Raw genomic sequence first — 21,499 nt, 5'->3', positions numbered from 1 at the left:
TTGTCTGAATGCACCTGAGGGAAAGTCAGATTCCGACCTTTGCGCGCAGTGCAAGGAGTCCCACCAGGACCTCGTTTTCCTTGGCTGCAAGCTGCTCGATGGAGCGCTCCCCCCCTTCTTCCAGCACGCCACTGACCACGGTCTGCCGCAGCTCTGAATTCAAATCGGGCGTGCCCATTGCCTTCATCAAACCCTCCAGAGGTCCCATCAAATGCTCCATGTAGTGACGGATGCCCCCGGACCCTCCGCCAAGATGCCTCTGCAGGCTCGGTCCCATGACACCCCAGCGGAGCCCTGGCCCATAACAGACCGCGGCATCAGCATCCGCGACGCTGAGGACTCCCTGCTGAACGAGGTAAAGGAGTTCCTTGTAAAGCGCGGCCTGGAGGCGGTTCGCCACGTGACCGGGTAGCGCTTTCATGAGGCGGATCGGCTTCTTGCCAAGAGACGCGTAGAACGTCATGGCGCGTTCGATCACCGCTTCGGATGTCTTCGCCCCGCCGACGACTTCGACCAAAGGAATGATGTGGGGAGGATTGAAGGGGTGCCCGATCACGCAGCGTTCGGGGTGCTGGCAGCCCGACTGAACGACGTCCATGGTAATTCCGGACGAGCTCGAAGCCAGGATCGCGTTCGGAGGAGCGACTTCGTCCATCTGGGCGAAAAGCTTGATCTTGAAGTCGGGCCGTTCCGGGGCGTTTTCCTGAACGAAGTCGGCCTTCGACACCGCCTCGGGCATGTTGACAGTGAAGGACAATCGGTCGCGACTGGCGCCCGAGGCAAGGCCGACAATCTCGAGTGCCTTCCAGGCCTCGTCGACGTAATTGCGTAGACGGGCCTCAGCATCTGGCCCGGGGTCCGTCGCGATGACATCAAGACCGTTGGCCAGGTACTGCGCAGCCCAGCTTGCGCCAATGACGCCGGTTCCGACAATGGCAACGCGGCGAATAGGTTTGTTGGTCGACATGATTGGTTCTCCTTTTGATGCGATTTCGGATTTAAGCGTCCGCACGGTTCGATTCCGGTTACGCCGCAGGTCGCGGCATGTTCTCCTGACGGAGAATCTCGCGCCGACGACTTGGGCGGATCATCGAGCTCATGCCTCGAGCCATTCGGGCTTGCTCGAGCCGCGCGGCACGAGGACGGTGCGGAATGACCCTGGTGTGCGCGACATGACCACCTGGTCCGTCATCCCCTGATAGGTCCCGCACGGCGTTTCCGCGGTGAACACATCCGGAGCGACCTTGAGGTGCTCATCCGAGGAGCCAGCGGTGGCCTGCGCATAGGACTTATCGAAGACGCCGAGCGAGAGCAGCCACAGCACGGTCCGCGTCAGCGAAACGACGACCCGATAGCTGCCTCCCTCGACGGCTCGGCGGCGCAGCGCGGCAAGGGTTCCGGTCGTGGCCAACCAGCCGACCACGTTGTCGGCAACAGGGATAATTGGCGGATTCTTCGGCCGTGTTGGCGTTCCCTCGAGAGCGTACACACCCGCCACGGCGGCGCCGATGCGGTCGAAGCCGGGCCGATTCGACCATGGCCCCTTGTCACCGTGGAGAACGATAGTTGTGTGGATCAGCCCAGGTTTCTGCTCACAAAGCGCTTCGGCATCGAGGTCGCGCTGCCTCAAGTAGCCTGGTCGCTTGTTGGCAAAGAAGACATCGGCATCCTGGAGCAGCCGATGGAACTGGGCCCGATCTTCCTGCGAATCGTCCAGGACTGTCGAACGCATGCCAACCTGAACGTCCCACGCGAACGCCTCAAGCTCCGAAGCGTGCGGGCTCCAGATGTTCAGGACGTCTGCGCCGTACAGGCCGAGGTCCCTCCCGATTGTGGCTCCCGCGATCACGTGACCCATTCCGAAGGCGCGGATGCCTGCGAGAGGAAGACCGCCGCTCGGCTTGAGCGGAACGGGATCGCTCTCACCGATCTTCTCGACCGTGACCAGAGGCATTCTTGACAGCACCTCGGTGTACTGAAGTTCGCGGCGGAGTTCCTCGTTCGTGCGTACCATGGCGATGACGAGCCCTTTTTCCGCCGCCGCCTCTTCCAGTTCCAGCGCTTGCCACTTCAGTATGGCGTTATTGATGGACTCGGTACTTTCGCTGCACCGGAGGAAATCGAGGGCGCGGATGCGGCTCTGGGGATAAAAGTCGAGCGCGACCACGTGGCGCCCATCCCGTGTCTCACGGAAGAACGGTGGCTTTCGGAATGGGCTAAGCGCCAACGGGCCCGGCGAAGGCCCTCGACCATTGATCGTTTCCCATTTTTCTTCTTCGAATCCGCAGAAACGGCGGAGCGCTTTTCTCACGTCCACCGAGATATCCTGCCCTTCACCGGTCGCCTGTCTCCAGAGTGCGGCGAGCGCTACGCTCCTTGCAGCCAGACCGATCGCGGCCATCGTGCCGAAGCGAAGCCGGCTTGGGAGAATCGGATCTAGTCCGTAGAAAGTGAGTTTGCCGCCGCTGTCCGTGGTCGACATCCCGACGTCTTTTAGTACGTGATTGACGCCGCTGTGCAGGTCGAAATTCGAGCTGCACTCCGGATTCCTGAGCTTCGATTGAAGTGTCTCGGTGAGCAGATCCGGCTGGGGCTTTTCTGTCCACAGGGTAGTCGCATCATTCATTTGCAAATTCCTTTTCGGATAGAGCTCTTGTAAGTAAGTGGGACCAGCGCGCCGACCGCCATGCCTTTTTCCTCAGACATGGCCAGAATTCTTCCGCGCTATTCTAGTGATGACGTTGAGATGGCCATGCACCTTGCTCCTCTTGATGCTGCATGGAGTAGCGGATCTGCTTCCGACGATCTTGTACGTTCCTGATCCATTTGGACGGTTGCTGTGTTGGTGCCAATCACGAGTTCAAAAGCGAGGACATCCTCGACTTTATGAAGTAAAAGATATGTGACTTGGCACCCTTGGTCCATTACATATTCATGTCAAGCATGATGTTGAGCTGAAGCGGAGATTCGCGGCTCCAGAAAGCGACGGCACCCTCGACTTTATTAGCACAAAATGCGAGGATGCCGTTGACCTGCTCCGCACGATTAGTGCGGTAATGGTGTAGAGTCCGAACGCTCGATGACCGGACGATCGTGGTTAAGGTGGGGTGCTATGGAACACGGGCCTACGAATCTCCACTGTTTTTTCCGACGGCTACCCGTCAGAGGCCAACCAGGTTCGCCAGAGACGTCAAAACGCGTCGGTCATCATCAATCACAACAACGGTTCGAACCGGAGGCGTGGGCATTTGTTTCTCCGATCATCGGGTCCGACAAAGAATTTGGCGTTAGCGTCAAACATCGAACGCGGTCGTCGACGAAGTTTCGAGTTGCAGTTTGCTCGCCAGCCTGACCAGAGTGGCAAATGAATCCGCCTGCATTTTTCTCATGATGTGGCTGCGATGTACCTGCACGGTGTATTCGGTGATACCAAGGACTGCCGCCACCTGCCTGTTGTGCCGGCCGCTTGCGAGTAACGGCAAAAGCTCCTGCTCGCGAGGTGTCAGCGATTGGAAGAGCGCCTGCAGCGCCGCTGTCTCTTCCGCTTCCTTGCGAAGAACGTGCGCCCTGGCGAGTGCCGCATCAACCGCGCGCATCAACGCATCTTCATCGAGGGGCTTTGTGAGGAAGTCGACAGCCCCGCCCTTCATGGCCAGGACCGTGGAAAACACATCGCCCCTTCCAGTCATAAAAATGATGGGAATCGGAGATTCCATGGCGACAAGCTTCTGGACTTCCAGACCATTCATGCCTGGCATGTTCAAATCCAGAATCAGACATCCAACGACCTTTTGACGCGGTGTGTCCAGAAACTCTCTGCCGGAGTTGAATGCGTGGACGACTCTTCCGTTTGCACGCAGCAGCGCAGAGACTGCTTCTCGCACCCGTCTGTCATCGTCGACCAAATACACCCGTTCGCTTGCGGATTCCATGAGCCCCTCTGTTGTTAGGTGAAAGCCTTCCCTAACGACCTTTCTTGTTTCAAGTTCTGCCATCTTGATCTCGGTCGTCCCTGTATCGTTCCAGATGCCCGTATAGGGATGAACCATGCGTTGGCATGAGGCCATTTATCAGCACAGCGATACGGCAAAGAGAAAGGAGACTTCTATCGAAGTGAAGAGACCAGCACTTTTTGACCGAATTGGTCCGCTGGAAGAGCGAGTCGCTCCGGTTCTTTGCGATAGAAGCGGGACTCCGGCAACTACTTTCCGGTCCGACATCGGCACCGGAAGATGTCACTAATGCTGGTATGCATCTCGTGGGTTCGGTATCGCAGGTAACTTGAAATCCAGTCGATCGACGGGAACCGCCACATCGTGACGAGGTATTCCAATGAATCCCTGTGCGTCGATGATGGCATACGAAACCGACTTGTCCGGCGCAACGACGATATCGTAGGCCGTGCCTACCTTCTCGCCATCCTCGTTGAATACAGGCTTGCGGAGGATCGAACGCTTGATGCTCCACCCGGAAACGATAGCATCCGGTTCCACAATCGTTGTTCCGATCGGCTGATCGCGCACCACCTGTGCGGATGCTGCCTGCGCGGTAGTTGCGGTACAAGCGGCAAGCAAACAGACATTAGCGCTTTTGAAACCATGCCATCTCTCCAGTCGAGTTGCTGAATTGATTGCCGGGAATTGCCGGGCCGGGACGTTCATCAGGCCCGCGGTCCCATCGAGGTCCGCGTGTAATCACCACGCCGTAGTGACTGAATTAAACGTTTTGTCACGCCATGTTCCTGATGATAGTTGTCAGTTCAACGGATGGCCACTACATGAATCTGGAATCAGTCCAGCGAGGCTATTGGCGCTCGACACTTGTTGAGCAACGCCGCCATGCACTACATAAACATGCAATGTCTCAGCTGAGCACAACGCTATATCTTCTCTGTGTCGACGCTTATTGTGCCCTTGCGGCACGGTGAAACTCACCACGAGTCGTGCGGGGAAGCCGTTCGCATCCGCCTTGCCGAAGCAACGTCGACTGGACTCATTCTTGCCAAACGGAGCTACTCATGGCCCATGAACTGTTGACCCCCGACACCTGCGCACTCGCGCTTATCGACCATCAGCCGCAGATGTTCTTCGGCACGCAGTCGCACGAGCGCACGACCATCCTGCACAACGTCCAGATCGTCGCGAAGAGCGCAAAGCTCTTCAAGGTGCCGACCGTTCTGACGACGGTCGCCGCCGACACTTTTAGCGGCCATCTGCTGCCGGAAGTGCAGTCGGTGTTTCCGCAGACGAAGCCGATCGATCGCACCTCGATGAATGCATGGGAAGACAAGGGTTTTCGCGACGCGATCAAGGCGACGGGCCGCAAGAAGATTGTGATCGCGGGCCTGTGGACGGAGGTGTGCGTGGCCTTCCCGACCGTGCAGATGCTGGCCGAAGGCTTCGAAATCTACGTGCCGACGGACGCCTGCGGCGACATCACCGAAGAAGCCCATGAGCGTGCCGTGCAACGCGTCGCGCAGGCGGGCGCGGTGCCGATGACGTCGGTGCAGTTCCTGTGCGAACTGCAACGCGACTGGGCGCGCGGCGAAACGTACGACAGCTGCATGGAGATCTTCAAGGCGCACACCTCGTATGGCATCGGCGTGCGCTACGCGAAGCAGATTTTCGGCAAGCACGCGAGCTAATGCGGGCTGATCGCCACGCATTCCCATGCCCTGCGTCACGCGCGACGACTGCTGCCGTCGCGCGTGGACGCGCCTGACCAGCAACACCAGGGAGGGCGACGATGACCGCACCCATTCAACCCGCCCGCATTGCGGACCTGGTGATCTTTAACGGCAAGATTGCGACGCAGGACGACAGGCGTTCGTTCGTGACGGCGCTCGCCATCGCGAAAGGCGAGATCGTCGCGAGCGGCGGCGATCACGACATGATGCATTGGGCGAACGAGTCCACGCGCCGCATCGATTTGAAGGGACGCACGGTCGTTCCCGGTCTCAACGATTCGCATCTTCACGTGATTCGGGGCGGTTTGAATTTCAATCTCGAACTGCGCTGGGATGGCGTGCCGTCGCTGCGTGACGCACTCGGCATGCTGCGCGCGCAGGTCGCGCGCACCCCCGCGCCGCAATGGGTGCGCGTCGTCGGCGGATGGAGCGAATTCCAGTTCGCGGAGAAGCGGGGGCCGACGCTTGAAGAGATCAACGCGATCGCGCCGGATACGCCTGCGCGCCACCGCGAGTCGACTGGGTGTAATCAAGACTGCATTCCAACGTCGCCGCGCGGTGGTACACCGGCCTGCGCTGCAGGCAGTTCATGGCCGGCAAGCTTACTGGTGAGATACAGTCGGTTCATCAGACGCAGTTCGGCAGGGCCGCCAGGGCTCGTTGGGACAGATCCCTCCAACGTCATGGCCACCATCGTTTTCATGTTGTTGAGCAAAACGACCGCCATGTCTTTGGCGGTTTCCTCCGGCAACGTCGGCGCCCTGAGCAGCAGCGTGCCGACGATCCGCTCAAGCGCCTTCTTGCGATACTCCATGCGCTTGCCAGACCACTCCGAGCGGGCGTCCAGCAGCGCGACAAGCGCTTTGGTTTCGTCGTGAATCTCCACGATGGAGTTGACAAACAGATCGGCCAACTCGTCGGTCGAGATGATGCGGGCACGAGCATCGATTTCATCGCATTGCACGTCACGCAGCTCGCTGTAGCGCTGCATCAATGCGTCGGCCAGCACTTCCTTGTTCGGAAAGAAACGATAGAGCGAACCGATTTTTGTGTCGGCGCGCGCCGCTATCTCAGCCATGGTTGCAGCGTCAAAACCGCGCTCCTGAATGACCTTCGACGCAGCAGCCATCAACGTGGCGACGCGCTCGCGCCCGACACTGCGCTGGGGCGCAAGCGCCGCCCGTTCGCGGTTGGGCCGCGGAGCAGCGGATCGGGCGTTGTTTTTGGAGGGAGGCGAAGACATATTGCAAGTTTGCCAGCTACGGCGATCCTCGGCCACATAACTCTATTTGAGTTAATGCTCAAATAGAGTTATGCTCAGGCATTGCTTCCCTTCCCCATTGCACCGCAAGGCGCCCCTCATGCTCGCTCTACCCGCTACTACAACAGCACTCATTCTGGTCGATCAACAGCAAGGCATCGTGCCGATGCCCACGCTTGCGCCGCGCTCAGGTAGCGAAGTTGCAGCAACGAGTGGTCGGCTCGCGGAGCGCTTCCGCGTTCACAAGACACAGGTCGTCCTCGTCAATGTTGCCTTCGCGACGGACTCCGGCGATGCGCTAAAACAACCGGTGGACCGGGCATTTGCGCACCCGGACGGCGGCTTCCCGGCAAATTTCAGCCACCTGGTCGACGGTCTCGCTCATGCGTCCGACATCCTCATAACGAAGCACCAATGGGGCGCCTTCTACGGCACAGATCTCGATGTGCAGTTGCGTCGCCGGAATGTGAAGACCGTGGTGCTCGCAGGCATTGCCACCAACATGGGTGTCGAATCCACCGCGCGCCAGGCCTGCGAACGCGGCTACGAGGTCGTGATTGCCGAGGATGCGACCACAGGCCTGTCACATGCCATGCATGCATTTGCAATCGAAAACATCTTCCCTCTATTGGCACGCGTGGTGAAAGCCGATGACATCGACCTGATGCACTGAGCCTCGCAAATGCAAAAGACGCAAACCTCGCAAACGACGCCGACGGGCAATCGGCCGACACCCGGCGGCGATCCTGTTCAGTCGGCGGGACACGACGCTCACTTCGGCTTTCGTTTCGTTGCGCCACTAGCGCTCGGCTCAATATTGAATCCGATCAATTCGACCATGATCTCGACCGCCCTGGTACCGATCGCGACCGACTTCCACGCCAGCGTCGCCGAGGCCGGATGGCTGATTGCCGGGCTATACCTCGCAAGCGCCGTGGCCCAGCCCACCATCGGTCGCCTCGCAGATCTGTTCGGTCCGCGCCGGATCTACCTGATCTCTCTTTTTATCGTTGCGATATCGGCGCTGGTCGGCTGGTTCGCCCCATCGCTGAGCGTGCTGATCGCGGTGCGCGTAGCACTGGGGATCGGTACCGCGGGCGCTTATCCGTCAGCCATGCGCATCTTTCGCGTCGAGGCGGATCGGATCGGCTCAGCCCCGCCACGCGTCGCGATGAGCGTCCTGTCGTTGGCGGGGGTCTCCACCTTGGCCATCGGCCCCCTGCTGGGGGGCGTGTTGACCGGCGCTTTCGGCTGGCACTCGATCTTTGCAGTCAACACGCCCCTCGCACTGCTCGCCGCGCTGCTGGTCTTTCTGTGGGTGCCAAAGGATCAGCCACGCGACGGCAGCTTTGCACGTCTGATGGCGGAACTCGACGTAGTGGGCATCTTACTGTTCACCGGCTTCCTGCTTGGGCTGATGTTTTTTCTGATGAATCTCGATCATCCGATCTGGACGATGTTGCCGATCGCCACCGTGTTGGGCATCGCGCTTGTCGCCCACTCGATGCGGCACGAGCAACCGTTCATCGACGTGAGGATGCTGGCGCACAACCGGCCGTTGACAGTGACCTACCTACGTGCCGGCACGGTCCTCATGCTCGTCTACTGCATCCTCTACGGATTTTCCCAGTGGCTCGAAAGCGGTGCCGGCTTCTCCAGCAGCGAAGCGGGTCTCATCACATTACCGATGTCGCTGCTCGCCGCGGCGTCTTCTGTAACAGGCGGCCGCACAAAAGGAATTCGAGCGCCTTTTATCCTTAGCATCGGCGCTGCGCTAGCCGGATGTATCTGCCTGTTCTTTATCGACAGTAGAAGGTCTGCATGGATCATCGCTGCAGCGATTGTGCTCTTCGGCGTGCCGCAGGGCATGTTTTCCACCGCCACCCAGACCGCCGTATATCTTCAGGCACCGGCTAACCAGATTGGCACTGCCGCAGGGCTTCAGCGCACCGCAGGATATATCGGTGCGATCGTGGCGACAGCCCTCCTTGGCGCCGTATACGGCACGACTGCGAGCGATCACGGCCTGCACAGCCTGGCCATCGTCATGGGTGTCTTGAGCGCCTTCTTGCTTATCGCCACGATATTCGATCGCACGATTCCGCGAACCGCTGCGGTCTGAACGGCAACGGGCCGAGCGTCTAACCGTCACACCTGCAGCTGCCGCGACTACTTTGACCTCTGCCTATGGTGACGCACCAAAACACCTGCTAATGATCGCCTTTCTGGGACACCATTCGCTCTAAATCTGGAAGTCTGAATGGGCACATTTCTTCTCAGGCAGCGGCAATTCGAGTTGGAAGACGATCAGCTTAGTTATCGCGCGGTGCCTCGACCGAATGGAGATGTACAGATCTATCCTGTCTGGCAACGTCTTAAATGACAGCCACTCCGAACTCCACCGGTTCCAATGCGGGCAACCAAAACTGGCTCGATCCTAGTGACGCAAATAGCCCTAACCGCCGCCCGTCCGCTGATTGTCAACAATTCCGTGGGCTGACTCGAAGGGCCGAAAATGGCGTGCGCCGTGCAAAGGCGGCGCTTTTCCCAGTGGGTGTAAGCACCACCCGGCAACCGCTCCAGCCGGAAGCAACCGGAGCAGCTATGGAGGTAACGAAATGGCTAAAGCCTTCGGTGAACGGCGTCCTCATGAAGGCGTCGTAGGCCGGCCGCTCACAATTCGGGCAAGCACCAGAATGGACCGGCAGATCGGACCGGATGTGGAACGCGCTCCGTGGCTCCCCACGCGCGACCAGGCAATCCTTGTTCCCGAAGATTCCGGCTACCAGCCCCTCGACGGTCTCCTCGATGCACCGATGGACTCCGCGACCTTCCTGCGCCTCGCTATCGGCATCGCGTCGGCGCTGGCCACAGTCCACCGGAGTGGGCTCGTGCACAAGGACATCAAGCCGGCCAACATCCTGGTGAATCCCGATAGTGGTGAAGTCAGGCTAACGGGTTTTGGGCTCGCGTCGCGGCTAACGCGAGAGCGTCAGCGGCCCGAGCCGCCCGAGTCCATCGCCGGTACGCTCGCCTATATGGCCCCGGAGCAGACCGGGCGGATGAATCGTTCGGTCGACTCCCGCAGCGATCTCTACGCGTTCGGTGTGACGCTCTACCAGATACTCACGGGAAGTCTCCCATTCACCGCTGTCGATCCGATGGAATGGGTGCACTGCCACATTGCGAGAAAGGCGATGCCGCCGCACGAGCGTGTGGCCGACCTGGCGCCGGTCCTTTCCACGATCGTGATGAAGCTGCTCGCCAAGACGGCGGAGGAGCGCTATCAGACCGCGGCAGGCGTTGAAGCGGACCTGCAACGCTGCCTGGCGCTTTGGGAAACCGAACGACGCATTGGCGAATTCCCGCTCGCCGAGCGCGACACGCCGGACCAGCTGATGATCCCCGAGAAACTGTACGGGCGGTCGCGCGAGGTCGAGACATTGCTTGGCGCCTTCAGCCGCGTCCTCGAAAGAGGGACGCCAGAACTGGTGCTGGTCTCAGGATATTCCGGCATTGGCAAGTCGTCCGTCGTCAACGAACTGCATCGGGTGCTGGTGCCTTCGCGCGCGCTTTTTGCCTCCGGTAAATTCGATCAGTACAAACGCGACATTCCCTACTCGACGCTGGCGCCAGCCTTTCGGAGTCTGTTACGGCCGCTGCTTGGCAAAAGCGAGGCGGAGCTTGCAGTCTGGCGTGACGCCCTTCGGGAAGCGCTCGGGCCGAACGCCGGACTCGTTGTGGATCTGGTTCCTGAAGTGGCGCACATCATCGGACAGCCCGCGCCAGTCCCCGAGTTGTCTCCACAAGACGCGCAGCGCCGGTTCCAGCTCATGTTCCGGCGGTTCATTGAAGTGTTCGCCCGGCCGGAGCATCCGCTGGTGCTCTTTTTCGACGATTTGCAATGGCTCGATGCGGCGACGCTCGACCTGATGGAGGACCTGTTGACCCGGTCCCATCCGCGGAACCTCATGCTGATCGGCGCCTATCGCGACAACGAAGTCACTGCCGGGCATCCTCTGATGCGCAAGCTGGACGCCATCAAGGCTGCCGGCGGGAAGGTGGAGGAGATCACACTCGCGCCGCTTGCCCGGGAGCGTCTCGAACAGTTGATCGCGGACGCTCTTCGTTGCGATCCGGAAGGGGCCGCACCGCTAGCGGGGCTGGTGCATGACAAGACCGCCGGAAATCCGTTCTTCGCGATTCAGTTCATTTCTTCACTGATAGAAGAGGCGATGCTTGTCTTCGATCATGATGCGGCGCGCTGGTCGTGGGACCTCGATCGCATCCACACGAAGGGTTATACCGACAATGTGGTGGAGCTCATGGTTGGCAAGCTGACCCGCCTGTCAGCCGAAACGCAGCAAGATCTGCAACTGCTTGCGTGCATGGGGAGCAGCGCCGAGCTTGCGCTGCTGGAAAGCGTGTCCCAGCGCCCGGGAGACGATCTCCGTGGCGGGCTTTGCGAAGCGGTTCGAGCAGGTCTCATCGCCTGCACGGAGCATTCCTGCAGCTTCGTACACGACCGGATTCAGGAGGCAGCGTACTCACTGATCCCGGAGGAGGCGCGCGCGCAGATCCATCTCCGGATAGGCAGGGTGCTCGCCGCCTGCATCCCGCCGGAAAAGCTGCGGGAGATGATCTTCGAGATCGTCAACCAGCTCAACCGTGGTACACACCTCATCACGTTACAGGACGAGCGCGAGAAGCTCGCCGAACTGAACCTGATCGCCGGCAAGCGTGCGAAGGCCTCGTCCGCCTACGCCTCTGCGCTGACGTATCTCGGCGCCGGCACGGCGCTGATGCGGGAGGATGCGTGGGAGCGCCGGCAGGAGCTTGCCTTCGCCCTGGAACTGCATCGGGCGGACTGCGAGCTCTGGATGGGCGCACTGCCGTCCGTGGAGGAACGTCTTGCGGCGCTTGCGACGCGTGCTGCCGACACGGTCCAACGAGCGGCTGTCGCCAGCCGGCGCGTGGATCTTTACACGATGCTCGGGGCTAGCGATCGTGCAGTCGCGGTGGGTTTGGAATATCTCCGGCATGTGGAGATCGATTGGGCAGCCCATCCCACCCCACAGGAAGCGCATCGCGAGTACGAACGGATCTGGTCCCAGCTCGGAGGTCGTCAGATCGAGGAAATCATCGACCTGCCGCTAATGAACGATTCAGAGTCTCTTGCTACGCTCGACGTGCTCACCACCCTTGGAGCGCCGACGTTATACACCGACGAGAATCTGTACGCGCTCACCACCTGCAGGGCGGTGAATCTCAGCCTGGAGCGTGGCAACAGCGACGCCGCACCTGCGCATTACGTCTCGGTCGGGCTTATCGCCGGCAACCGCTTCGGCCATTACGACGCAGGATATCGACTCGGAAAGATGGCCTGCGATCTGACCGAACGCCGCGGATTGAAACGCCTGGGAGGAAAGACCTATCTGGTCTTCGCGCTCGTGGTACCGTGGACACGACCGCTCCGGGAAAGTGTCGAACCGGTTCGACGTGCCTTCCAGATGGCGAACGAACAAGGCGATCCGACGTTTGCTGCATATGCCTGCCGCTATATCAGTTCCAATCTTCTCGCTTCGGGCGATCCACTCGATCAGGTTGAGCGTGAAGCCGGGCACGGATTGGAGTTTGCACGCACGGTGCGTTTTGGATTCGCTGCGGACATGATCTCGGCCCCGCTCGCGCTCGTCCGCACGCTGCGTGGCGAAACCGCGAAATTCGGCTCGCTCGACGATGGCTCGTTCGCGGAGCGCTCGTTCGAGGCGCGCCTTACCGGTCACCCGGCTCAGGCCATGCCTGAATGCTTCTACTGGGTCAGAAAGCTGCAGGCGAGATTCTTCGCTGGCGACTACGCATCGGCCGTCGATGCCGCGGAAAAGGCGGAAAAATGGTTTTCGACATCAGCGTCACTTTCGGTCATGCTGCTGGAGAGAGCGGAATACCACTTCTATGCCGCTCTTTCTCTCGCCGCATGCTGCGAGCCCATGAGCCCCGATCCGTATGCAAAGCATCGGGAGGCGCTGTCGGCACATAACCGACAACTCCGGGCATGGGCGGAAAACTGCCCGCAGAACTTCGAGGATCGTGCGGCGTTGGTCGGCGCGGAGATCGCACGCATTGAGGGCCGCTTGCCCGACGCAATGGATCTGTACGAGCGAGCCATTCGCTGCGCGCGTTCGAATGGCTTTATCCAGAACGAGGCGCTGTCGTACGAACTGGCTGCCCGCTGCTACGCGGCGCGCGGCCTTGAGGAGTTTGCGCATCTCTACCTGGGATACGCACGGCGTGCCTATCTGCGGTGGGGAGCCTTGGGGAAGGTACGACAACTCGATCAGCTCTATCCCGCGTTGAAGCAGGACAATCGTGCCCCGGGCTCCGCAGGCATGATCGACGCGCCGGTCGAACATCTGGACCTGGCCACTGTCATCAAGGTGTCTCAGGCGGTGTCGGGCGAGATCGTCCCGGAAAAGCTCATCGAATCGCTGTTGCGTACGGCCATCGAGCATGCCGGCGCGGACCGTGGGCTGCTGATCCTGCCGCGTGACGGCGAATTCCTGATCCAGGCGGAGGCGCAGACTTGCGGCAGCTCCGTTTCGGTCAGCCTGCGCGAGACCCCAGTGGCCGCGAACGAGCTTCCCGAGACGATGGTCCGCTATGTCGCGCGTACCCGGGAGATCGTGATGCTCGACGATACAGCAGTCCCGAGTCCGCAATCCACCGATCCGTACATCGGCGCGCAGGGCGTGCGCCTGGCCCTCTGCCTGCCGTTGATCAAGCAGGGTGCGCTGGTTGCGCTGCTGTACCTGGAAAACAGGCTGACTCCAGGCGTTTTTACGCCAGGCAGGATTTCTGTCCTGAAGGTACTGGCTTCCCAGGCGGCGATTTCGCTCGAAAACAGCCGTCTGTACCGTGAAATCCGGGAACGGGAAGCGCAGATCCGCCGGTTGATCGACGCCAACATCGTCGGGATTATCTTTGGGGACCAGGGTGGTCAGATATTCGAGGCCAATGACGCGTTTCTTCGCATGGTCGGATACGAGCGCGAGGATCTCGTCGAGGGTCGCTTAAGGTGGACCGACCTGACACCTCGCGAATGGCTCGACCGCCAGCAAGAACAAAACTTGCAGCAGTTCAGGCGAACCGGCAGTGTGCCCGCCTATGAGAAGGAATATTTCCACAAAGATGGCAGCCGGGTGCCGGTGCTGATCGGCGTGGCCGCTTTCGACGAGGAATGCGAGCGCGGTGTGGCCTTCGTCGTCGACATGACCGAGCGCAAGCGCGCGGAGGGCGAACTGCGGCGCAGCCGCCAGTACCTCGCGGAGGCGCAGAAGATCAGTCACACCGGAAGCTGGGCATGGAGTCCCATTTCAAATGCCATTCTCTATTGGTCGGACGAGTGCTATCGCGTCCACGGCCACGCCCCTGCGAAGGGCCTGCCTTCGTTCGAGCAATTAGTGGATGACGTTTTTCCGGATGACCGCGCACGAACCGTTGAATGCTTCACGAAGGCCGTGCGCGAAGGTTCCGAGTGGGAAGTCCAGTACCGACTCAGGAACTTTGATACCGGAGTGAGAACCCTCCGTTCCGTGGGCCATCCGGTTCTGGACCGCTCAGGCCAGGTGATCGAGTACATCGGCACCGTGATCGATGTCACGGAGCAGAAGCGTGCAGAGCAGGAGCGAGAGGAACATCTATGGTTCCTCGAGTGCATGGACCGCATCAACCGCGCGATGCAGCGAACGAACGAGGTCGAGGGCATGATGCGCGGCGTGCTTGAGGAGGCGCTGGCGATCTTCAATTGCGATCGGGCCTGGCTGGTATATCCCTGCGATTCCGATGCGCCGACGTGTCGCGCGGTGATGGAGCATACGCATCCGGACTATCCGGGCGTCTTCGCGCTCGGCCAGGAGCTGACGGTGGACGCCCGGATGGCGCAATCCCTGCGCGACATGCTGCACGTCCCAGCGGCGGTGGTGGATCCCGGCATCTCCTCAGAGGTTCGTGAGCGGTTCAACATCCTGTCGACGATCGCGATCGCGGTCCGTCCCAGGGGCGACAGGCCGTACCTGTTCGGGCTGCATCAGTGCTCGCATATGCGCTCCTGGACCACCGTGGAGCGGCGGCTCTTCGAGGAGATTGGCCGACGCCTGGAAGATGCGTTGACGAGCGCGCTCGCGCACCGCAACCTGCTCGCCAGCGAGGAGGCGCTGCGCACGAGCGAGGAACGCTTCCGAACCCTGGTCGACCACGCGACGGATGCCATTTTCCTGTACGACGAGGAAGATATCGTGATCGACGTGAACCGTCAGGCCTGCGAGGCGCTGGGTTATACGCGCGAAGAGCTCATTGGCATGCGCACCTGTCAGTTCGACCGCGACATCACGCCGGAAAAGACCGAATGGCTCAAGCAGCGGATGCGCGAGGACGGAAGTGTGACGTTCACCGGCCGCCGCCGGCGAAAGGACGGAAGTCTCTTTCCCGTCGAGGTGCGTGCGCGGACGTTCAACCGCGGTGGGCGCCTGTTCGCCATTGCACTCGCCAGCGATATCACCGATCGCAGGCGCCGCGAGCAACGGCTGTTCGCGCAATTGAGCGTCACGCGGACGCTGTCGGAAGCGGGCTCGCTCGAAGAGGCGGCACCGCGCATTCTGCGCGAAATGTGTGAGGCACTCGAGTGGGATCGTGCCGCATTCTGGCGCGTCGATCCGGAAGCAGGCGTGCTGGTGCGCGTGCAAACATGGCCGTCGGCGACCCTCGCGCAGGGCGGCTCCGGCCTGGTATCCGGAACGGGCGGCTTCGGCACGGGGCTCGCCGGGCGAGTAGGGTCGAGCGGCGCACCCGTCTGGATTCCCGACGTGGCGCTCGATCGGGACTTCCACCGGGAAGAATCGGCCGCGAAGGAAGGTCTCCGTGCAGCCTTTGCCTTCCCGATCATGCTGAAGAGCGGCGTACTGGGCGTGATTGAATTCTTCAGCCGCGAGGCCCGCGACACCGACCCTGAACTCGTGCAGATGATGACCTCCGTCGGCAGCCAGGTCGGCCAGTTCATCGAGCGCACGCGAGCGGAAGACGCGCTGCGATATGCGCGGGAAAAGCTTGCGCAGGCGTCACGGATGGCGACTGTAGCCGAGCTGTCCGCGTCCATCGCCCACGAAATCAACCAGCCGCTGCAGGCCGTTGTGGCCAATGGGCAGGCCTGCCCGCGCTGGCTCGCTGCAACGCCGCCCGACATCGACAAAGCCCGACTCAGCGCCGAAGCCGTCGTCCATGACGGAAAAGCCACGGCGGACGTGATAAGCCGTATTCGCGCGCTGTTCAAACGCACGGCTCCTGAAAAGGTCGATCTTGACATCAACAAGCTGATCCTTCAGGTCTGCACGCTGATGGCTGACGATATTCACGGGAATGTGATCTCGCTCGAGACCCAGCTAGCCCAGGACGTGCCGATGATCAGAGCCGACGCAGTGCAGATTCAGCAGGTGATCGTCAACCTTGTGCGCAACGCCATCGAGGCCTTGTCAGCAACGGTGGAAATGCCGAAGCCGCTATTGATCCGCTCCCGGCGCGACGGGGACAACGTGGTGGTCGACGTTCAGGATGAAGGCATGGGGCCGGCGAATCTGGAGACGATTTTTGAGCCGTTCACCACCACAAAGGAAACGGGCATGGGTATGGGATTGGCGATCTGTCGGTCGATCGTCGAAGCACACGCCGGCCGTATCTGGGTCGTGCGCAATGAGATCCGTGGCGTGACGTTCAGCTTCAGCCTTCCGACCGAGCCGTCGGATGCGACGTGAAACCAGTGACCATACTGCTTCATGTCCTCGATCGATTGGACTCAAGCTCGCCGAATCGCTTTGTGATTTCGGTGTCAATGCATTCCCGGACGCCACCTTCTTTTGTAAGTCAAGCCGATAGTCGCCAAAACGATTGATGTGTTCGCGCCGATAGGGTGCCAGCACCTTGAGGACATCCGCGTCGATGGGATGCCCCTTAGCCTCGAGTTCCTTAAGCTTGCGCGACATCGACAATGCCGCGTGAGGCGTGCCGGCCATTTTTCTTTTCACAGCGCTGCTCGACATTTGCCGGCGGGTCTTATCAGGCCTCGTGTCGAAATTTAAAAAACCCCGGCGTCTACGCGCCCAGAGGCGACCGGTCCCACAGCGCGAGTGTCGCTGGTCGACCCCAGAAGGGACACCCACCAATACCGGAAGCAGTCTTTGATACTCGACACCTTGGCCCCACCATTTGGTTTGCGTGTCAACTGCCCCCCGGTCGGATCGTCAGCGTGAATTTAATCGGCGTGTTTCCGTTCTCATCGGCCGGCATCGGGTCCGAATGTAGGACGGCGTCGCGTCAAATGATTGAGGTGACTCGAACCACTGCTACAGCTTTATGTAATAGCCACCCTGTGTCGCGCTCACTACTATCAAAGCATAGTGACTAACGCTGATGGTGACGCTGCGGTCAGAGGAGAGCGAGATGGATTCCGGCGAGAAGTGCTTGCGAACGCTGGTCGACAAGTGGTTTGGACCTTCTGCGGTGGTGACAATACGCGTGATGGAGTTCAGTCGCACACCAACGGATCGAACGCGCTACGTGCGCGTCGGCGCGGCGCACACGGACGGAAGTTTGACCATCGTTTTCTTCCGGCACGCTGACGGTTCGTGGAACGTGTACCCGGCAAAGGCGAGCAGGCCGGCGATGCGCGCGTACCCGCTTGCGGCGTGAGCGACGGGTCGATAGTCGGGCCGATCCGAGGAGAACGCAATGAACATCGTATTACCGCCTGAACGCCCTCGTCGCGAAACTGCCACCACTGCGCGAACGCAAGGACCTCGCCGCCGTGATCCAGAAGATGCTGCAATGCGCGTCATCCGCGCCGGCGCCTCAGTCCCCGAGCGTCGCAGCCGACGTGATGACGCTTTTCGAACAATGCGCATGGCCGGGCAATTTCCGCCCGCTCGGCAACCTTCTGAAGACCGCTGCGGCAATGATCGATGTCGACGATGCGATCAGACGCGAGCACCTGCCCGACGATTTCTTCGACGATCTGCGTACCGTCGCCGGCCAGCCACCTCGCACGCTAGAGACGTTGCCATTGCATGCATCGCGGCTGGAAGACGGCGCCGCTTCAGCGATCGCCGCTGCGCTGGCCCGGCATGGCGGCAACGTGTCCGCAGCAGCCCGCGCGTTGGGCGTTTCCCGCAACCCGATCTATCGCAAGCTACCGGCAACGGCCATACCCGGCGATGCGGTAGACGCCGACTGACAGACGGCGCGTGCGCCCGCGCGCCGCTGGTTGCGCCGAGGTGTATCGCGGGTGTTCCATGTTGCAACAGGGGCGTACTCCAATTGAACAACGCCCTCTTCCCCTTGCGATGTCGATCGCTCAACTTCTGCGCAATGAATCAGAAGAGCACAGCTAAGGGGCCATTCATCCGGGAACGATCCAGCCGGTCGCCGGTGAGCGCGCTGAATGCATGTGGCAGCAAGATCGGCACAGACCGTGCGAACGAGTAACCCGACCGCTTCTGAGATGCGGTTTTCCTAACACATGTCATATCCAAGGAGACAGCCATGCAGTGGCCCCCCGTCTACACAGATCTGCGCTTCGGTTTCGAAATCACGATGTATATCGCCAATCGTTGACGCAACGCTGATCGTCGGCTTCGGCTGGACCGGTGCGATTCTAGCGAAGGAACTCACGGAAGCAGGCTTGAAGGTCGTTGCGCCTGAGCGCGGCGAATATCGCGACACCTATCCCGCCAGCGTGAAGTAGTAGCCGTTCGGAAACAGTGGATTGAACGTTTCGACGCGTCCATCGCCGGGATGCCTGTCGCCCGATGCGCCATCCACCTTCAAGCCGAGACGCGGCGAGCCCGCCACCGACGCGAACGTAGAACCACCCAGCAACCCGAACGCCCACGCGCCGATGGTGTCGTTGCCGACGTGTCCCGTCTGGACCATCGTTTCGGCGTCCCAGTCGAACGGCGCGACCTTGCCCGCGTAACGTACATCGAACACATCGCGATGCTCGGTGCCCGTCGCATCGAGAAAGTGCGCGTTGTCGCGGTTGTAGCGCGACCAGTACGCGGACAGATCGCCCGGCCCCGTGTTCGCGCGTTCGACGCGCAGGCCGCTGAACGTGAGATGCCGTTTCGACACATCGTCGAAGGCCGTGGCGTCGCGATACTGCACGGGCTGCGTCATATAGCCGATGAAGCGCCACTTGTCGATTCCATAGTCAGCCCACAGCGCGTCGTATGCCTGGCGCACGTTGGGACCGTCGCGCACCGACACGAACCGCTGCAAGTCGAAAGCCATCTCCTCGCGGCCGACGCGCGCCTTGAACGTGCCGCCGCCTACGCCGTAGACGAACGCAACGACCGCCTGCTCGATATCGAGCTGATTCTTATCGACAGGCGATACGGAATCCTTGCCGAAGGGCCGCGCGTCCTCGAGTTGGACTGTCCGGTCGCCCACGCGGAGCGTCGGGCTGGGCGTCCTCGCCGCCGGCGCGCGCCGGAGCATCCTCATGCTGGTATCGCACGTCATGTTTACGCCGTTAGGAATGTGTCTTTATACCGTCGACTGTCTGGGCAAATGCGCCGTTTTCATGCTCGCGCTTCAGATTGGGCCGAGGCGTTGCAAAGGACGTTTTAATCAGAAAATGGATACCCGTTGAATGGCCCCTTCGGGCATCGGAGGCGCTTTATCAGCGCAAAGATATTTCGCACTGCATCATCCGGGACATCCAGGACGCGTCGCGGGCGCCATTCGCGGCGAATCAGGCGAGCGGCGAGTTTGCGATGATCAGGTACGCCGTGGCTACCGATGCGATCGACGAACGGCGTGCACTCATACCCGCGGACGCCGATCTCATCCGCACCTACGTTGCGATGGATACTGCGCGAGACGGGATTTGATCGCGCTGCGCGCGTCGATCAACCGGCCGAGCCGCTGCCGCCTTCATGTTGGCGGCGAACGACCGGAATATCCATCATAGAGCGTAGTCAATTGCCGCCTTGCCCCACGGTCAGATTGTTGGCGACAGACTTGGTCTGATGGCAACTTGGACTGTTCGCGATGCGACGCCGCCGTCGTTTGAAGCTTGCGATGTTGACGTCCTGGGCATTGAAAACTAGCGCGGAGCTGCGACAGTATTGCGAAGCACGCCAAGCTTGTCGATTTCGACTTCACAAACGTCGCCAGGTCGCATCCACAACTGCGGCTTGCACGCCATCCCCACGCCAGCGGGCGTCCCAGTGACAATCAGATCCCCGGCCTCAAGCGTGAAGACTTCGCTTAGCAAGGACACCAACGTTTGCACATCGAATATCATCTCGGAGATCGACGCGTTCTGCACGACTTTGCCGTTGAGCCGCGTCTGAAGCCGCAAACCGCGGCAGCCAGGCGGCAACTCGTTTTCCGGCCCGAAATACGGCCCTAGTCCGTTGAACCGGATAAATTGCACCGGATGCGTCGAGTTGGATCGGAATACTTCCATTTCAACGGGGCAGCCTGCTTGTTGTATTGCCGGATGTAGCGCATGAGCTTTTTGTCGAGGTCTGTGGTGCTGGTGAATACGCCGCGCGTGATGACGTCGCGCTGGATGCGGGCAAACCAGTTCTCGACCTGGTTCAACCATGACGAATACGTGGGGGCGTAATGTATCGAGACGTTCGTATAGTCAGCCAGAAAGGTTTGAACGGCGTCGGTTTTGTGGCTGCTCACGTTGTCGCAGATCACATGAATTTCCTTTCTGGCTGGCTGTGCCGATACCACCTCGGTGAGGAACGCGACGAACTGCGCACTGGTATGGCGTGGCGCAGTCTTGCCCAGCACTTCGCCGGCGGCGACATTCAGCGCTGCAAACAGGCTCAGGGTACCGTTGCGTTTGTATTCGAAGCCGTGACTTTCGGCGCGCCCGGGCGAGAGCGGCAACATCCGGTCTTTGCGATCAAGCGCCTGAATGGCCGTTTTCTCATCCACGCAGAACACCGCCGCATGCAACGGTGGGTTCAGGTAAGGGCCGATCACATCGGCAGCCTTGGCCTCAAAGTCGGGATCGTTCGACACCATGTGGGTATCGACACGATGCGGCCGAACGTCGTGCTTGCGCCAGATACGTTGAACCGTCATGAAGGGCACGCCCAACTGCGCGGCCAATTTGCGGCTGCTCCAATGCGTCGAGCCGTCGGCCGGTTTGCGCCTGAGCGTGTAGTCGAGCACTCTCGCCTCAAGACGCGCCAGGTCGCGGCGCGGCGCACGACCTGGGTGCCTGCCAGACAGGCCCGCCAGACGCTCACTGGCGAAGCGGGTTTGCCAGGTGGTGATGAAACGCGAATCGCATCGCAATTCGCTCATGATCGCTCCGCGCGAGGCCCCTTCGTCAAGCAGCAGGATCAACCGCGCTCGCCTTACCTGGCCAACGGCCATCGTTCGGCTGCGCTGCATCGACAGCAGTTCTTCGCGCTCGGCTTCACTCAGATTCATTTTGCCCATGCACCTTTAGATCGGTGCAATTTCATTGGTTCAATGAC

At 60.6% G+C, this 21,499-nt stretch carries 14 protein-coding genes and 4 pseudogenes; 9 read left to right on the top strand and 9 right to left on the bottom strand.

Going from position 1 to position 21,499, the window contains the following annotated elements; translation table 11 throughout:
* Positions 1-25 precede the first annotated feature (25 nt).
* From P0D89_RS33915 to P0D89_RS33900, 4 genes are all read right to left on the bottom strand, one after another.
* Positions 26-967: a 3-hydroxyacyl-CoA dehydrogenase NAD-binding domain-containing protein gene (locus P0D89_RS33915; protein WP_408365833.1), complete on the bottom strand. Its 942-nt coding sequence runs from the start codon at positions 965-967 to the stop codon at positions 26-28.
* 129 nt (positions 968-1,096) lie between these two features.
* Positions 1,097-2,626: a CoA transferase gene (locus tag P0D89_RS33910; protein WP_408365831.1), complete on the bottom strand. Its 1,530-nt coding sequence runs from the start codon at positions 2,624-2,626 to the stop codon at positions 1,097-1,099.
* Positions 2,627-3,293: 667 nt separating this feature from the next.
* The gene (locus tag P0D89_RS33905) at positions 3,294-3,995 is read right to left on the bottom strand and encodes a response regulator transcription factor (protein ID WP_408365829.1); all 702 of its coding nucleotides are present in this window, start codon (positions 3,993-3,995) and stop codon (positions 3,294-3,296) included.
* Between the two features lie 243 nt (positions 3,996-4,238).
* Positions 4,239-4,661, bottom strand: a complete 423-nt coding sequence (locus P0D89_RS33900) for a PRC-barrel domain-containing protein (RefSeq protein ID WP_408365827.1) — start codon at positions 4,659-4,661, stop codon at positions 4,239-4,241.
* A gap of 356 nt (positions 4,662-5,017) precedes the next feature.
* Between P0D89_RS33900 and P0D89_RS33895 the strand changes: the two genes are divergently transcribed.
* Together P0D89_RS33895 and P0D89_RS33890 are read left to right on the top strand one after the other, a co-directional pair.
* The gene (locus P0D89_RS33895; protein WP_408365825.1) at positions 5,018-5,644 is read left to right on the top strand and encodes a hydrolase; all 627 of its coding nucleotides are present in this window, start codon (positions 5,018-5,020) and stop codon (positions 5,642-5,644) included.
* Between the two features lie 101 nt (positions 5,645-5,745).
* Positions 5,746-6,186 (top strand): annotated as a pseudogene (locus P0D89_RS33890) (amidohydrolase family protein); the annotation flags it as partial.
* A 29-nt stretch (positions 6,187-6,215) separates the two neighbouring features.
* On the opposite strand, the gene P0D89_RS33885 reads toward P0D89_RS33890, so the two are convergent.
* Positions 6,216-6,965: a TetR/AcrR family transcriptional regulator gene (locus P0D89_RS33885; RefSeq protein WP_408365823.1), complete on the bottom strand. Its 750-nt coding sequence runs from the start codon at positions 6,963-6,965 to the stop codon at positions 6,216-6,218.
* Positions 6,966-7,047: 82 nt separating this feature from the next.
* Here P0D89_RS33885 and P0D89_RS33880 point away from each other — a divergent pair, with 82 nt between their 5' ends.
* The 3 genes from P0D89_RS33880 to P0D89_RS33870 all read left to right on the top strand — a co-directional run bounded on the left by P0D89_RS33880 (position 7,048) and on the right by P0D89_RS33870 (position 16,750).
* Positions 7,048-7,620: a hydrolase gene (locus tag P0D89_RS33880; RefSeq protein ID WP_408365821.1), complete on the top strand. Its 573-nt coding sequence runs from the start codon at positions 7,048-7,050 to the stop codon at positions 7,618-7,620.
* 9 nt (positions 7,621-7,629) lie between these two features.
* Positions 7,630-9,069 (top strand): MFS transporter, encoded by a 1,440-nt coding sequence (locus P0D89_RS33875; RefSeq protein WP_408365819.1) that lies wholly within the window; start codon positions 7,630-7,632, stop codon positions 9,067-9,069.
* Positions 9,070-9,565: 496 nt separating this feature from the next.
* Positions 9,566-16,750 carry a PAS domain S-box protein gene (locus P0D89_RS33870; protein WP_408377805.1) on the top strand — a complete coding sequence of 2,395 codons (7,185 nt, stop codon included), beginning with the start codon at positions 9,566-9,568 and terminating at the stop codon, positions 16,748-16,750.
* A 93-nt stretch (positions 16,751-16,843) separates the two neighbouring features.
* Here the strand turns inward: P0D89_RS33870 and P0D89_RS33865 are convergent.
* A pseudogene (locus P0D89_RS33865) lies at positions 16,844-16,978 on the bottom strand (Tn3 family transposase); the annotation flags it as partial.
* Positions 16,979-17,435: 457 nt separating this feature from the next.
* Between P0D89_RS33865 and P0D89_RS33860 the strand changes: the two are divergent.
* The 3 genes and pseudogenes from P0D89_RS33860 to pqqA all read left to right on the top strand — a co-directional run bounded on the left by P0D89_RS33860 (position 17,436) and on the right by pqqA (position 18,605).
* Positions 17,436-17,684, top strand: a complete 249-nt coding sequence (locus P0D89_RS33860) for a hypothetical protein (protein ID WP_408365815.1) — start codon at positions 17,436-17,438, stop codon at positions 17,682-17,684.
* 49 nt (positions 17,685-17,733) lie between these two features.
* A pseudogene (locus P0D89_RS33855) lies at positions 17,734-18,225 on the top strand (AAA-type ATPase lid domain-containing protein); the annotation flags it as partial.
* 308 nt (positions 18,226-18,533) lie between these two features.
* A complete protein-coding gene (pqqA, locus tag P0D89_RS33850) occupies positions 18,534-18,605 on the top strand; it encodes a pyrroloquinoline quinone precursor peptide PqqA (RefSeq protein ID WP_408365869.1) in 72 nt (23 codons plus the stop codon).
* Positions 18,606-18,716: 111 nt separating this feature from the next.
* On the opposite strand, the pseudogene P0D89_RS33845 reads toward pqqA, so the two are convergent.
* Positions 18,717-19,421 (bottom strand): annotated as a pseudogene (locus P0D89_RS33845) (alginate export family protein); the annotation flags it as partial.
* Between the two features lie 167 nt (positions 19,422-19,588).
* Between P0D89_RS33845 and P0D89_RS33840 the strand changes: the two are divergent.
* Positions 19,589-19,882 (top strand): porphobilinogen synthase, encoded by a 294-nt coding sequence (locus P0D89_RS33840; RefSeq protein ID WP_408365813.1) that lies wholly within the window; start codon positions 19,589-19,591, stop codon positions 19,880-19,882.
* Between the two features lie 215 nt (positions 19,883-20,097).
* Here P0D89_RS33840 and P0D89_RS33835 read toward each other — a convergent pair whose 3' ends face one another.
* On the bottom strand, positions 20,098-20,463 hold the full coding sequence (locus P0D89_RS33835; RefSeq protein WP_408365811.1) for a fumarylacetoacetate hydrolase family protein: 366 nt from the start codon (positions 20,461-20,463) through the stop codon (positions 20,098-20,100).
* Positions 20,403-21,461, bottom strand: coding sequence for an IS630 family transposase (locus P0D89_RS33830; protein WP_408365809.1), 1,059 nt, complete (start codon positions 21,459-21,461; stop codon positions 20,403-20,405). The genes P0D89_RS33835 and P0D89_RS33830 overlap by 61 nt, the downstream gene beginning before the upstream one ends.
* Positions 21,462-21,499 lie beyond the last annotated feature (38 nt).

Origin of the sequence: Paraburkholderia sp. RL18-085-BIA-A, from assembly GCF_046027075.1 — a bacterium.
GTDB lineage: Bacteria > Pseudomonadota > Gammaproteobacteria > Burkholderiales > Burkholderiaceae > Paraburkholderia.
The sequence above is the reverse complement of the archived record's forward strand: the minus strand, read 5'-3'. Positions and strand labels throughout refer to the sequence as shown.